This window comes from Alteromonas sp. ABH2_165 (assembly GCF_056159945.1).
In genome coordinates this window covers 233,109-246,424 of sequence record NZ_JBSWWF010000008.1, presented here as the reverse complement: position 1 = coordinate 246,424, position 13,316 = coordinate 233,109, and the positions used below count along the sequence as shown (strand labels likewise).

At 47.8% G+C, this 13,316-nt stretch carries 14 protein-coding genes; 3 read left to right on the top strand and 11 right to left on the bottom strand.

The genetic code is table 11. From position 1 onward, the window contains the following. Positions 1-22 precede the first annotated feature (22 nt). The 8 genes from era to rpoE form a co-directional block, all read right to left on the bottom strand. Complete coding sequence (gene era / locus ACXAFQ_RS16505; RefSeq protein ID WP_474824529.1) at positions 23-934, bottom strand: GTPase Era; 912 nt, start codon at positions 932-934, stop codon at positions 23-25. Then, a complete protein-coding gene (gene rnc / locus ACXAFQ_RS16500; protein ID WP_070126684.1) occupies positions 921-1,610 on the bottom strand; it encodes a ribonuclease III in 690 nt (229 codons plus the stop codon). Before rnc ends, era begins: the two co-directional genes overlap by 14 nt. Continuing rightward, positions 1,610-2,512 (bottom strand): signal peptidase I, encoded by a 903-nt coding sequence (lepB, locus tag ACXAFQ_RS16495; RefSeq protein ID WP_474824528.1) that lies wholly within the window; start codon positions 2,510-2,512, stop codon positions 1,610-1,612. Before lepB ends, rnc begins: the two co-directional genes overlap by 1 nt. Then, positions 2,512-4,308 (bottom strand): translation elongation factor 4, encoded by a 1,797-nt coding sequence (gene lepA / locus ACXAFQ_RS16490; RefSeq protein ID WP_474824527.1) that lies wholly within the window; start codon positions 4,306-4,308, stop codon positions 2,512-2,514. The genes lepB and lepA overlap by 1 nt, the downstream gene beginning before the upstream one ends. Positions 4,309-4,543: 235 nt before the next feature. Further along, positions 4,544-5,017, bottom strand: coding sequence for a SoxR reducing system RseC family protein (locus ACXAFQ_RS16485; RefSeq protein ID WP_474824526.1), 474 nt, complete (start codon positions 5,015-5,017; stop codon positions 4,544-4,546). Then, positions 5,010-5,990 (bottom strand): MucB/RseB C-terminal domain-containing protein, encoded by a 981-nt coding sequence (locus ACXAFQ_RS16480; RefSeq protein ID WP_474824525.1) that lies wholly within the window; start codon positions 5,988-5,990, stop codon positions 5,010-5,012. The genes ACXAFQ_RS16485 and ACXAFQ_RS16480 overlap by 8 nt, the downstream gene beginning before the upstream one ends. Before the next feature lie 179 nt (positions 5,991-6,169). Beyond that, complete coding sequence (locus ACXAFQ_RS16475) at positions 6,170-6,760, bottom strand: sigma-E factor negative regulatory protein (RefSeq protein WP_070126679.1); 591 nt, start codon at positions 6,758-6,760, stop codon at positions 6,170-6,172. A gap of 101 nt (positions 6,761-6,861) precedes the next feature. After that, positions 6,862-7,440 (bottom strand): RNA polymerase sigma factor RpoE, encoded by a 579-nt coding sequence (gene rpoE, locus ACXAFQ_RS16470; RefSeq protein ID WP_070126678.1) that lies wholly within the window; start codon positions 7,438-7,440, stop codon positions 6,862-6,864. Between the two features lie 220 nt (positions 7,441-7,660). Here rpoE and nadB point away from each other — a divergent pair, with 220 nt between their 5' ends. After that, on the top strand, positions 7,661-9,337 hold the full coding sequence (gene nadB / locus ACXAFQ_RS16465; RefSeq protein ID WP_474824524.1) for an L-aspartate oxidase: 1,677 nt from the start codon (positions 7,661-7,663) through the stop codon (positions 9,335-9,337). Positions 9,338-9,419: 82 nt separating this feature from the next. On the opposite strand, the gene ACXAFQ_RS16460 is transcribed toward nadB, so the two are convergent. Together ACXAFQ_RS16460 and ACXAFQ_RS16455 are read right to left on the bottom strand one after the other, a co-directional pair. Beyond that, positions 9,420-10,283: a MaoC family dehydratase gene (locus ACXAFQ_RS16460; RefSeq protein ID WP_474824523.1), complete on the bottom strand. Its 864-nt coding sequence runs from the start codon at positions 10,281-10,283 to the stop codon at positions 9,420-9,422. Positions 10,284-10,767: 484 nt separating this feature from the next. After that, the gene (locus ACXAFQ_RS16455; protein ID WP_070126675.1) at positions 10,768-11,019 is read right to left on the bottom strand and encodes an FAD assembly factor SdhE; all 252 of its coding nucleotides are present in this window, start codon (positions 11,017-11,019) and stop codon (positions 10,768-10,770) included. A gap of 144 nt (positions 11,020-11,163) precedes the next feature. On the opposite strand from ACXAFQ_RS16455, the gene ygfZ reads away from it, so the two are divergent. Both ygfZ and ACXAFQ_RS16445 read left to right on the top strand, forming a co-directional pair. Further along, entirely contained in the window at positions 11,164-12,129 is a 966-nt protein-coding gene (gene ygfZ / locus ACXAFQ_RS16450; protein ID WP_474824522.1) for a CAF17-like 4Fe-4S cluster assembly/insertion protein YgfZ, read from the top strand. An 85-nt stretch (positions 12,130-12,214) separates the two neighbouring features. Continuing rightward, entirely contained in the window at positions 12,215-12,691 is a 477-nt protein-coding gene (locus ACXAFQ_RS16445) for an FKBP-type peptidyl-prolyl cis-trans isomerase (protein ID WP_474824521.1), read from the top strand. A gap of 57 nt (positions 12,692-12,748) precedes the next feature. On the opposite strand, the gene ACXAFQ_RS16440 is transcribed toward ACXAFQ_RS16445, so the two are convergent. Then, positions 12,749-13,087 (bottom strand): P-II family nitrogen regulator, encoded by a 339-nt coding sequence (locus ACXAFQ_RS16440; RefSeq protein WP_070126672.1) that lies wholly within the window; start codon positions 13,085-13,087, stop codon positions 12,749-12,751. Between the last annotated feature and the right edge of the window lie 229 nt (positions 13,088-13,316).

Below are 13,316 nucleotides of genomic sequence, written 5' to 3'. Positions count from 1 at the left end.
ACAACATGGTAAGACGGATCACTTAGTCGTCGCCGTAGCCCAGTGAACGTAAGGCGCGATCATCATCAGCCCAACCCTGTTTCACTTTCACCCACAGCTCAAGGAAAACCTTATTATCAAACAGGTTCTCCATATCTTTACGGGCCTGCTCGCCAATGGTTTTAATATGGTTGCCGGCTTTACCAATAACCATACGTTTTTGGCTATCGCGTTCTACCAGAATAAGACCATTAATTCGGTATACACCATTTTCCATGAGTTTGAATTGCTCTATCTCAACCGTGGTGGAATAAGGCAGTTCATCACCGGTGAATCGCATCAGTTTTTCGCGGATAATTTCCGCTGCCATAAAGCGACTGGAGCGATCAGTAATGTAATCTTCAGGATAATAGAACTCGCTCGGCGGCAAAGACTTCTGCACCATTTCACGCAGTGCATCTACTTGTTTGCCGTTTTTTGCACTTACCGGAAAAATATGGTCGAACTCATGTTTTTCAGACAGCATTTGGATTTGATCAATCAACGACGCTTTGTCTTCGACTTTATCTACTTTATTGATAACGAGGTAACAAGGCAGGCGACTGTTTTTCACTTTCGTCAGCACCATCTCGTCTTCTTCAGTCCAGCGAGTCCCTTCCACCACAAACAGCACCAACCCAACCTCAGCCAATGAGCTGGAAGCGGCACGGTTCATGTAACGGTTGATGGCTTTTTTCTCGTCTTGGTGAAGCCCTGGCGTATCAACGTAAATGGTCTGATAAGCTTCTTCGCTATCAATGCCCAAAATACGGTGACGGGTCGTTTGCGGTTTACGCGAGGTAATACTGACCTTTTGACCCAAAATACGATTCAGTAGTGTGGATTTACCCACATTTGGACGGCCGACAATGGCAACCAATCCGCAATAGGTTTCGACATCATCATTCAGATGCATGTTCAAGCTTCTCCAATGTCTCTTTAGCAGCCTGTTGTTCTGCTTTGCGGCGGCTATTCCCCACACCAAAAACCGGTGCATCCAATCGCGCTACGGTGCAACTGACTTCAAAGGTTTGTGCGTGGTCCTTACCGCTAATGGTCACCACTTCGTAAACCGGTAACGGCTCACGGCGGGACTGGAGGTACTCCTGTAACCGGGTTTTGCTGTCCTTAGGATGTTCATTCGGATCAAGGCGATCGATACGGTCTGACCATAAACGCAGAATAACACCGCGTACGGTGTCGATACCGTCATCTAAATAAATTGCGCCGAGAATGGCTTCTACGGCATCAGCGAGAATAGAGCTTCGACGGTGACCGCCACTTTTCAGCTCCCCTTGGCCCAGTTTGAGCAGTTCGCCGACGCCGGCTTCTTTTGCCATTTCTGCCAGGGTGTCACCTTTTACCAGTGTGGAACGCATGCGAGTGAGCTTGCCTTCTGGCACCGTGGGAAAGCGGGCAAATAAGGCGTCGGCGACAACCATGCCCAATACTGCGTCACCTAAAAACTCCAGGCGCTCGTTGTGCTTTTTTGCCGCACTGCGGTGCGTGAGCGCCTGCTCTAATAACCCTTCGTCCTTAAAACGATAGTCGAGTAACTTCGACAACCGTGCGTATCTGTCGATACCCTGCATTACTCAATGCCACCTACACGGTTGAAACGGACGCCGGTAGGAACCCAACCCGGCAGGAAGCTGTCTGCAGAACGTTCAAATTCAAAGCTGATCCAGATGGCTACCGCTTTACCAACCAGGTTGTCGTCGGGTACAAAGCCCCAGAAACGGCTGTCACGGCTGTTTTCGCGGTTATCACCCATCACGAAATATTCGCCTTGCGGCACAATCCACTCGTTGCTACGGGTACCTGGTTGTGTATAGAAATTTGAAGCAGGAATACTGCGACCCGGATTACGCAAAATATCGTGAGTCACATCGCCCAGTTGCTCGGTGTAGCGAAGCAGCGGCACCATATCCTGAACAAATTCACCGCGCTCCTGAAACTCCAGTGGAACCGGCTCCATTTCAGGGCAGTCACTGCCGCTTTCGCAGTAAGGCTTAATAAAAACCTGTTTGTTCTGATAAACGATAGTGTCACCCGGCAGACCAATCACACGCTTGATGTAATCAACATTGGTGTCTTCAGGATATTTAAACACCACCACATCGCCCCGCTCAGGCTCGCCGGTTTCGATAAATTTGTTTCGCAGCACCGGATCTTTCAAACCGTAAGCAAACTTTTCTACCAGAATGAAATCGCCCACCAACAGAGTTGGCATCATTGAGCCCGACGGTATTTGAAATGGCTCATACAAGAACGAGCGCAGCACCAATACAAAGGCGATAACAGGAAAAATCTGTTGAGATGTATCTACTAACCACGGCAATTCGGCTTGCTGGCCTGTCGCAGACGATGCAGCTTCTGTACCTTGTACAGACTTCTGCTTCCTTGCCGGTGCCCATAACAAACTATCGAGAAGCCAGATGAGACCGGTGGCTACCGTCAGGATAACCAACAAAATCGAAAAATAATTTGCCATTACTTACCTACCTTGAGAACAGCGAGGAACGCATCCTGAGGTAACTCAACGTTACCTACCTGTTTCATGCGCTTCTTCCCTTCTTTTTGTTTTTGCAGCAGCTTTTTCTTACGACTTACGTCACCGCCGTAGCACTTGGCGATTACGTTCTTACGCAGTTGTTTCACTGTGCTTCGTGCAATAATATGGTTACCGATTGCCGCCTGAATGGCGATATCAAACATCTGACGAGGAATGAGTTCACGCAGCTTTTCCACCAGTTCACGGCCACGGCCCTGACTGTTTTCGCGGTGCGTGATCATCGCCAGCGCATCAACACGCTCACCGTTAATCAATACATCCACCCGCACCATGTCTGATTCTTGGAACTTCTTGAAGTTGTAATCCAGTGAAGCAAAGCCCCGGCTAGTTGACTTAAGACGGTCGAAGAAATCCATCACCACTTCAGCCATCGGCAGTTCATAGGTTACCGCGACCTGCTTACCGTGATAAGCCATGTTGGTCTGCACACCACGCTTCTCAACGCAAAGTGTGATGACATTACCCAGGAATTCCTGCGGAACCAGAATATTGGCCTCAACTACCGGTTCGTGAATTTCAGCAATTTCATTTACGGCTGGTAGCTTAGACGGGTTGTCCACTTGCACCGTTTCACCCTTGGTAGTAACCACTTCATAGATTACTGTGGGTGCGGTAGTGATAAGATCCAGATTGTACTCGCGTTCAAGACGCTCCTGAATAATCTCCATGTGCAGCATGCCCAGGAAACCAATACGGAAACCAAAGCCCAGTGCGGCAGAACTCTCTGGTTCGAAGAACAAAGAGGCATCATTCAGGCTGAGTTTATCCAGCGCATCACGGAAATCTTCGTAGTCGTCTGAACTGACCGGGAACACACCGGCATAAACCTGCGGCTTGATTTTCTTGAAGCCCGGCAAGGCTTTTTCAGCAGGAGCACGGGCCAGCGTGATGGTATCGCCCACCGGCGCGCCGTGAATTTCTTTGATACCCGCAATAATGAAACCTACTTCACCGGCTTTAAGGGTACCGGTTTCGGTTTGCTTCGGCGTGAAGATACCCACTTTATCTGCCTGGTGCACCTGGCCGTTGGACATGATTTTAATTTTGTCTTTGGCATTCAGTTCGCCTTCGACAATACGAACCAAAGATACAACGCCCTGATAGTTATCGAACCAGGAGTCAACAATCAATGCCTTTAGCGGTGCCTCACGCTCACCCACAGGTGGCGGTACACGCTTAACAATCACTTCGAGTACTTCTTCGATACCAATACCGGTTTTCGCTGAACAGCGCACGGCGTCAATAGCATCGATACCCACGATGTCTTCAATTTCTTCTGCCACACGCTCAGGTTCAGCCTGAGGCAGATCGATTTTATTCAGGATTGGCACAACTTCCATATCCAGATCGATAGCGGTGTAGCAGTTGGCAAGTGTCTGTGCTTCCACGCCCTGACCGGCATCAACCACTAGCAGTGCGCCTTCGCAGGCTGCCAGTGAACGGGAAACTTCATAGGTAAAATCTACGTGTCCCGGGGTATCGATAAAGTTCAGCTGATAAGTTTCGCCATCGTTCGCTTTATAGTTCAGCGTTACGCTCTGGGCTTTGATGGTGATACCGCGCTCACGCTCCAGATCCATTGAATCAAGAACCTGCGCAGCCATTTCCCTGTCAGTCAATCCTCCGCAATGTTGGATCAGACGGTCTGATAACGTGGATTTCCCATGGTCAATATGGGCAATGATAGAGAAATTACGAATGTGCGACTGTTGCATAATGCTGGAAAATGTCCTGCGAGATAGAATTAAACAAACCGGAAAGTAAGTTTATGACTTACTGTTTCACGACACCACTTGCGTTTATAAAAATACGCTGGTGCAAAGCGTGCGGATTTTACCTATTTATTCGGCGAAAAGCGAATAAGCTTCACCATTTAGGATAGTCTACGGTATTAACACGAATTATTGCAGAAATTGAGGGGTGATACCGGGGCTTGGCGTCACCCCTTCGCTATTTTTGTGGCGTGTAAATCTCTGGAGTGGAAATGGTAGCGCTTAAAATAACCGGTTGAAAGCGAGTTTGGTCAATTTTCTTCAGATGACCTGAGATCAGGATGAACGAGCCAAAGGTTAACAGTAGGCTGGTTGCCAGTGCCCATAGTTCGCTGTGCAAACCCAGGCGGGGCAAACTCTGCCCTGCCCCAATAGCCGATATTACCAATACGATGAGAGGCACAACATAGAGCCATAAAGACGCTGCCACTACCCCGGCTTCAGGTACACCGATACGCACAGTATCGCCCACTTTACAGGGAACCGGCGAACGCAAGGAAAGCTGTTGCGTGCGTGGCGACAGTGCCCGTGAAATAACTCCAGAACCACAATCACTTTGCGCCTGACAGCTTGAGCACGTAGTTTTAATGGCCGCTTCCACGGTGATGAGATCGCCGTCTACGGCCACCACTGTCGCCGTTTCTTTAATCACCGTTGTCGTCCTTTAATTTCAACGAGGTTGCAATGGCATTCGCCGTTTGCAAAGGAATTTCTCCGATCACCGTAACCTGGGCTTTACCGTCAGTCAGGCTCAGAAACGTACTCAGTTCATGGCGCAACACCAGGTCAGAACCGATGGCATCGGCTGCGGGCTGCACATAAACTGACACATCGACCAGTCCATCAGAAAATAATTTGTATTCAACAACCTGACCGGTTCCTGCCAGTCGCCTGATATCCTGTTTTACCTCAACCATGCCACTGGGGAGGTAATCCACTTCCCAGTTTTGCGCCCGGTTTGCTGCCGAATGCAGTGCCAGGGCGGCAGGTAACGAGTCTCTGTTTACTTTTGCAAAATATTCCGGAGCCTGTTGATGAATCTCAAACGAACTTACCTGGATTTGTTCAAGCACATTACCCTGTAAATCCAGGGTATTCATTTTCAACAGCATACCTGATTGCTGATCAAGCCATAGCTGATAACTGAAACGCGTATTATCACGACTAACAACCCGTAGCTGCTGAGCAGGTCTGCCGGCTACGCGCGCACGGCCAACAGAAACAAAATCGTACCCCTTCACCAGCGACATCGGATCATAAAGTAACTCGCTGGGAATAGGACCATTGATGTATTTAGACTGCAAACTATAAGGCGGTGCATCAGGTTCAAAAATACTGACTACATCACCAAATCGAATCAGTTCCCGTCCAGGTCCATTTTGTAAATTCAGCTGTTCAACCGAAGTGCCATCGTTAAGCACACCATGACGCCACAAGAACGGTACCGTTTCTTGATTCAGTCTGCTTACAACAAACGACACTTCAAAATTCAGCGTTCTCACCGCCGCAGACATTTTCAGCATCCAATCTGTGGCAGATTGCGGTTTTTCCGTGAGAGCATAGGGATAAACATCAGCCAATGCATTATTGTCGTCGTCGGCCAGCATGGAGTTTTGCTCAGACACAATAGCATCTGGCTGGGATTGGCTCTTTACTTGTGGGGGTGGGGGCTGTTGTGCATGAACAGAAAATGCGAGCCCAACACACGCCAGGCTATAAGTGCAAAAATTCCGCGGTGAAAACAAACGTACCAGCTCCGAGGGAGCTGGTACGTTATTAAAAAATGCTCTTGTCATCGAAACTCTTAGTCTGGATTAACGTTTGACCGCGCTTCCTGATCTACCTCGTTACTCTGATCTTCAGCTTGTTTCAGCTGAATCTGCTGCTCGTGGTCTGCAATGATAGCATTAATCTTACGTTTCTTTTCCAGAACCACGCTCATATCGTTGCGAGGCAACGTACGAGTTTGCTCAAGACTAACTGGTGATAAACCACCAATGCGTCCCGGCGTTTCGAATGTCGAAAACGGTTCCGTAGGCTCTGGCTGATTCATCTGCTGCACGCCTAAGATAACGGCAACGGCAACGGAAGCCGCAACCGCAAACTGGCCACTTTGCTTTGCAAATGGAACCACGTTGCCAATAAGTGGCAGTGATTTCCAGCCTGAGCGCTTAGGCGCCATGACTGTTGGCTCGCTGTCTAACGCTGCAGCCACTGCTGCGGTGATATCCATTTCTGGTGCCACCGTTGCTTCTTTGCGTAAACCACTACGGATAACATGGTAACGCTGCCATTTTGCTTTCAGCTCTTCATCATTGAGGATAGCTTCCATAATTTCAGCGCTATCTGTCTCACCATCCATAAAGGCTGACAATTTTTCTTGCTGTTGCGTCATACTATAAAATCCTGATCCAAATGATCGCTTGCTACCATAACACAGCTAGTTAGTTCACTTCATCCCGAGAAAGTTCAACTTCATCGCGAAAAAAAACTAAATTAATTTTCCAAAAGTGGCTGAATGACTTTGTCGATGGCTTCACGTGCCCGGAAGATCCGAGAACGTACCGTGCCTACCGGACAACCCATTACACTGGCGATCTCTTCGTAACTTAGTCCTTCGATCTCCCGAAGCGTAATAGCCATACGCAAATCGTCAGGCAGTTTTTCTACCACACGGAACAACGTTGCTTCAATTTCATCAGAAAGCAAACTGCGTTCGGGGGTAGACTGCTCTCTGAGCGCGTCACTGCCGTCGTAGTAATCTGCCTCTTCTGCATCTACATCGTTGGCAGGCGGTTTTCTCCCCTGAGCAACGAGATAATTTTTTGCACTGTTAACAGCGATACGGTAGAGCCAGGTATAAAACGCACTGTCTCCACGAAAATTGGGCAAAGCACGGTAAGCTTTAATAAACGCATCTTGCGTGACATCTGCAACATCACCAGTATTTTTCACATACCTTGACACCAGATGCATGACTTTATGCTGATAACGGGTTACCAGCAGGTTAAATGCGTTTTTATCACCGTTCTGTACCTTTTCAACAATCTGTTGATCGGTTATCTGCTCGCTCATCCGAGCCATTTCTCCTTAACATCTACCACATAAACAGCTCATGCAAGCAACAGGTAGACTGCATATTTTTCAGAAAGTTCGAAGAAAATGCGGTCAAACTTTAAATTATCAATAAAAGATATAAGAAAATTTACCATAACGGGATATTGGCGATTTGCCTTTTTCCACGCTTCATTTAGACTTGCCGAACCTTATCCTAGTTATAAACCGCTAAAATACCATGAAATCAGTGGCTTCATCACTACCTTCAGCGGAACATCAAAGTATTGAACACCAGTGCGACGTACTCGTAATAGGCAGTGGCGCTGCGGGTCTTAGTCTTGCGCTTAAACTCGCCGACCATTGCCGGGTTATCGTACTGAGTAAAAGTGATCGTAATGAAGGCTCTACCCGATACGCTCAGGGTGGCATTGCTGCCGTGTTCGATGAGCAGGATTCAATTGACGCGCATGTGGCCGACACACTTAATGCGGGTGCCGGTCTTTGCGAGGAAGCGGCGGTTAGATTTACCGCCGAAAATGCCAAAGAAGCGCTCACCTGGCTTATTAATCATGGCGTACCTTTCGACACCGAAACCGATGAAAAAGGTGAAGAACGTTTTCACCTTACCCGTGAAGGTGGACACAGTCATCGCCGCATTCTGCATGCTGCAGATGCCACCGGCGAAGCATTGCAAATTACGTTAAATGACGTGGTTTCAGCCCATCCAAACATTGAATTTCTTGAACGCTATAATGCGATTGACCTTATCCGTTCAAAGCAAAATAGCCAGAATTGTACTGGTGCGTATGTATGGAACCTGCAGCGCGCTCACGTTGAAGTTATTCGCAGCAGATTCATCGTGCTTGCCACAGGTGGCGCCAGTAAAGTTTACCAATATACGTCGAACCCAGATGTTTCAAGCGGTGATGGTATTGCTATGGCATGGCGCGCAGGTTGTCGTGTTGCCAATATGGAATTTAATCAGTTTCATCCAACCTGTTTATATCATCCCCAGGCCAGAAACTTTTTGATCACCGAAGCATTGCGCGGTGAAGGTGCCCGCCTTTGTCACGCTGACGGCACACCATTTATGAAACGGTTTGATGAACGCGGTGATCTGGCTCCCCGCGATATCGTCGCCCGTGCCATCGATTATGAAATGAAACGTCTGGGTGCAGAATGTATGTATCTCGACATCAGCCACAAGCCGGCGGAATTCGTGGTCAAACATTTCCCGAATATCTATCGGAAGTGCTTGTCGTTGGGTATTGATATCACCACACAGCCCATTCCCGTGGTGCCCGCAGCGCATTACAGTTGCGGGGGCGTGATGACAGATTTCAACGCTAAAACGGATCTGGACAACGTATACGCTGTGGGCGAGGTAGCTTATACCGGATTGCACGGTGCTAACCGAATGGCGTCAAATTCGCTGTTAGAATGTGTGGTGTACGCCGCCGCAGCAGCAAAAGACATTCTCAGTCATCTGCAAGACAATTACGTAGAAGAACCGATAGCGCCGTGGGATGAGTCTCAGGTGACCAACTCTGATGAAGAGGTCATCATTCAGCACAACTGGCATGAACTGCGCTTCTTCATGTGGGATTACGTTGGCATTGTGCGCACCAATAAACGCCTGGAAAGAGCACTACGACGAATACAGCTACTGAGCCAGGAGATTCAGGAGTATTACGCCAATTTCCGTGTCTCCAACAATTTATTAGAGTTGCGTAACCTGGTCACTGTGGCTGAGCTTATTGTTCGCTGTGCCATGGAGCGTAAAGAAAGTCGCGGACTACATTATAATCTTGATTATCCTGACTTGCTTCCTGAGGCCAAGCCTACAGTGTTGAAACCGCTTCCTGCGAAATGGCAACCCGAACCCGGCTCTATGGCGACGGTAAAAGACCACTAAGGGTCTACCGGAAGTGATCTTGTCACCAAACAAAAAGCCCACGTTAATTAACGTGGGCTTTTTATTGAGCTAAAAGCGTCGGTTACAGGGCAAAGAAGTTCGCCATAACGCCGGTTATCACCGGCTCATTGTTGTCTGCATTTTCCAGTAAGAAGCGAGTATCGCCGTTACTCTGCGCCGTCTTTAACTGCGCCAGGCCAGGCAATAACAACGGCTTCTTAAATTGATTATTAACGGTGATTTCCGTGACCGGTGCTGCCGGATAAAGATGACTTACCGACATGGCGAGTGTCCACATACCATGAGCGATGGCGCGAGGGAATCCGAATGGTTTGGCCGTTAACGCATTCAAATGTATAGGATTCGCATCACCGGACAGTTTCGCATAGCGCCTGCCAATATTCCTTGGCGCTTCGATATGCGTGGTTGCGTCAGCATATTCTATCTGCGGCTTGATATGGACCGTTCCGGTGCCAGCATTGTTTTCCGTTGACACATGGGGCGCTTTTGCTTTCACAAGATAGGTCGCTTGCGCATCATACACCAACTGATTGTCTTGCAACGCGCGGGCGTACATTTTCACGTCCCACCCTCTTTTGTGGGCACTAATATCGGAAAATCCCACACGCATCTCAAAAGGCTTTGCTTTATCGAGGTGATTCAACTGACGAATCTTGTTTTCCCGATGTACCAAGCCTAACAGGGGAAAAGGACTTCGTTTATGTGCCAGACATTGTAACTGCAGCGGCAATGACAGCACTTGAATATAACACGGGTGCAATACCGCATGCTCCCAACCGGTTAGCGATGCATACTGGGCCAAATGCTTATCATCAATAATGATATTCTTTTCCCGTGTAATCGCGGGTACCACGGGTGGCTTAAATTGCCGTAGTAAATTTTTGTCAGGCCGGTGTGTCAACGCCTTGAACATTAAACCAAACATACACGCATCTCCAAAAAAGCTTCATGTAACGATAAGCCGGCTCAATCGACGATAATACAACTCATCGCATTCCCCTCTGAATACCCAGCGATAGCTCACATCACCGTTTTCAGTTCTGAATTGAAGGAACATTGCACCGGGAAACAGTCGGCTGTGGTTTATATTTATTTGTCTGCGTCGTATCGCTCCTGACTCTTGTTCAGTCCAAATGTCGCCATCGACTTCAACGAATATAGTTGGGCGGGCAATATCTCTCGCTGAATCGTGAACAGGCCTCTTCAACAACGCGCAGAAAACACACAGAATGTTAGTTCTAAATTGCCATACTGACGTTATTACTACGAGAAAAACGATGAGCAGTTCAGGTAGGTTTCCCGGCAGCCAGCTTTTCGCTGTAGGAGGAAGGCACAACAAAACGATAGACGCCGCCGACAGTGGCATTAAGAATCCCAATCGACGGAACGACCAGCATTTCAGAGTGAAATTATACTTTGACACGATCCAGGATGATTTTCACCATTTCGGCAAGTTCAGGATCGTCACATTTCTGGTGGCCCATAAACCAGGCAAAAAGATCAGGATCATCACACGTTAACAGTCGTTCAAAGGTTTCTTGTTTCTCTGCGTCTAAATCACTAAATGCTTCTTCAACAAAAGGCAGAAACAGTACATCTAATTCAAGCATGCCGCGTCGACAGGCCCATTTTAAGCGGTTGTATCTTTTCTCTGTGAACATTTATCTATCTACCTCATTACTTATCCGCCGCACTATACCAGAAGCCCGACCTACTCTCACCGTCCTTTTTACCCGTTTCGGTGGTTGAGAATAGAAAATCCTCCCCCATTGATAGGAGATAAACCAGTTTACTACGGATTTCCAATGGTTACGCCTGAAACACTTGATAGCCTTGCTGCTGATTATGCCATTCCACTGACTCACTACACGGTGCTGTCGATTGCTGGTGAGCAACGTGACGATTACTTGCAAGGCCAACTGACTGTAAATGTTAAGAAGTTAGATGAGCAAACCGCCAGACACGCGGCCCATTGCGACTTTAAAGGTAAAACATGGTCGCTCAGTACCGTTTACAGATGGCAAGATGAAATTTGGTTAACAATGCCAAAAGGCTGTGCCGAATCCTCGCTGGAGCAACTGAAAAAATATGGCGTTTTTTCCAAAGTAGAAATTAACGACAGAGCAGATGATGTCACGCTGTTTGCGGTTTCTGGCGATAAAACAGCACAATGGGTAGTTGACGTTTTTGGTGCCCTTCCCGATGTTGGACTCACTACACTGCAAAATGACGCGGGTGTGGTGGTAAGACAAGATTTTCCCTCTGATCAGTTGCTCCTGGCACTCCATACCGACGCTGCGACCCAATTTCAGCAATGGATGGCAGATAACTCGGTGACAGAATATGCCTCGGATGTGTATGAAGCATTAGCGATAAAGCATGGCATCGCCGATGTTTCAGGCGCTGTAGTGAACGAATTCGTGCCGCAAATGATGAACGTGCAAGCCTTGAACGGTATTGATTTCAACAAAGGCTGTTACATGGGGCAGGAAGTGGTGGCTCGCACTCGCTATCTGGGTAAAAACAAACGCGCAGGTTACGTTTTTTGTATCCCACAGGCTGTTGATGTTAACGTAGGTGATACCGTAGAAAAAGAATTGGAAAATGGCTGGCGCCGCGGCGGCACCGTTATTCGTAAAGCGCAACTTAAAGAACAGACTTGGTTTATGGCTGTGTTACCGAATGATACCGAAAGTAGCACGCAGCACAGATTGGCAAGTAGCCCTGAACTACAGGCATGTTTTACAGCATTGCCTTATAATTTAGAATAATCGTCGTTATCTGACTATCACCACACTGATTGCTCAATAACACACATTCACGTGTCGTGAGACACAATCCATCACAGGAATAACTATGACTATTACAACAGATAGTGTGGTAACGCTACACTACACTGTCTCGACAGACGGTACCGAACTCGATTCATCTGTGGGTAAGAACCCGCTGGTAGTATTGATGGGCAGACGTTTTCTGATTGAAGGCTTAGAAGACGAGTTGGTTGGTAAAACGGCTGGCGACAAATTCAGCACCACAGTAGAACCCGAAAAAGCATACGGTCAGCGTATGGATGAGCTGGTGCAAAGCGTGCCTAAAAATATGTTTGAAGGGATGGAAGTAGAACCCGGCATGTCATTCCGCGCGTCGTCGGAAGGCGGTGAGCAGTCTGTAATCGTTATTGAAGTAAACGATGATCATGTGGTTGTAGATGGCAATCACCCGCTGGCAGGCGTTACCTTACAATTCGACGTTGAAGTGGTCGAGGTAAGAGAAGCCACGCCGGAAGAACTTGATCATGGTCACGTTCACGGCGAAGGTGGTCACCACCACTAAGCTCGATTATGTACAAAAAAAGCCGGATAAGGCCCTGCCTTCTCCGGCTTTTTCGTTTTAAATCGCTTCTTCGTTCTGTTCGCCGGTACGAATACGGATGGCGGTTTCTACAGAAGTCACAAAGATCTTCCCATCACCAATCTTGCCTGTTTTTGCTGACGCCTCAATAGCTTCGATTGCCTGCTGTACTTGATCGTCGGCCAGTACCAGTTCAACTTTGATTTTTGGCAGAAAGTCGACCTGGTATTCAGCACCACGGTAAAGCTCTGTATGCCCTTTTTGACGGCCAAAACCTTTAACTTCAGTGACGGTCATACCCGCGATACCTACCTCGGCCAGCGCCTCACGAACATCATCCATTTTGAACGGTTTGATTATCGCTTCAATTTTTTTCATAACTTGCTACTCATTGTTAAGTGAACTGATACGACATCCATCTGCGTCGCAAAACCATTGTATAACAAAAACTTGCTTTCACACACAGACGAAAGGTGTAAAGGGCCGTACCATCGTCCCTATTTCGACTTAAATCCTATTTCTTAATTATATACGCCTGAAACGAAAAAGGTGTTTAAAATCGACACCCCATCATCAGTCGTTGATATTGGTTTGGGTATAGGCGTAT

Excerpts from the sequence above, each read along its gene's own strand:
- era (WP_474824529.1), bottom strand. The coding sequence starts at position 934 with ATGCATCTGAATGATGATGTCGAAACCTATTGCGGATTGGTTGCCATT.
- rnc (WP_070126684.1), bottom strand. The coding sequence starts at position 1,610 with ATGCAGGGTATCGACAGATACGCACGGTTGTCGAAGTTACTCGACTAT.
- lepB (WP_474824528.1), bottom strand. The coding sequence starts at position 2,512 with ATGGCAAATTATTTTTCGATTTTGTTGGTTATCCTGACGGTAGCCACC.
- lepA (WP_474824527.1), bottom strand. The coding sequence starts at position 4,308 with ATGCAACAGTCGCACATTCGTAATTTCTCTATCATTGCCCATATTGAC.
- ACXAFQ_RS16475 (WP_070126679.1), bottom strand. The coding sequence starts at position 6,760 with ATGACGCAACAGCAAGAAAAATTGTCAGCCTTTATGGATGGTGAGACA.
- rpoE (WP_070126678.1), bottom strand. The coding sequence starts at position 7,440 with ATGAGCGAGCAGATAACCGATCAACAGATTGTTGAAAAGGTACAGAAC.
- nadB (WP_474824524.1), top strand. The coding sequence starts at position 7,661 with ATGAAATCAGTGGCTTCATCACTACCTTCAGCGGAACATCAAAGTATT.
- ACXAFQ_RS16460 (WP_474824523.1), bottom strand. The coding sequence starts at position 10,283 with ATGTTTGGTTTAATGTTCAAGGCGTTGACACACCGGCCTGACAAAAAT.
- ACXAFQ_RS16455 (WP_070126675.1), bottom strand. The coding sequence starts at position 11,019 with ATGTTCACAGAGAAAAGATACAACCGCTTAAAATGGGCCTGTCGACGC.
- ygfZ (WP_474824522.1), top strand. The coding sequence starts at position 11,164 with ATGGTTACGCCTGAAACACTTGATAGCCTTGCTGCTGATTATGCCATT.
- ACXAFQ_RS16445 (WP_474824521.1), top strand. The coding sequence starts at position 12,215 with ATGACTATTACAACAGATAGTGTGGTAACGCTACACTACACTGTCTCG.
- ACXAFQ_RS16440 (WP_070126672.1), bottom strand. The coding sequence starts at position 13,087 with ATGAAAAAAATTGAAGCGATAATCAAACCGTTCAAAATGGATGATGTT.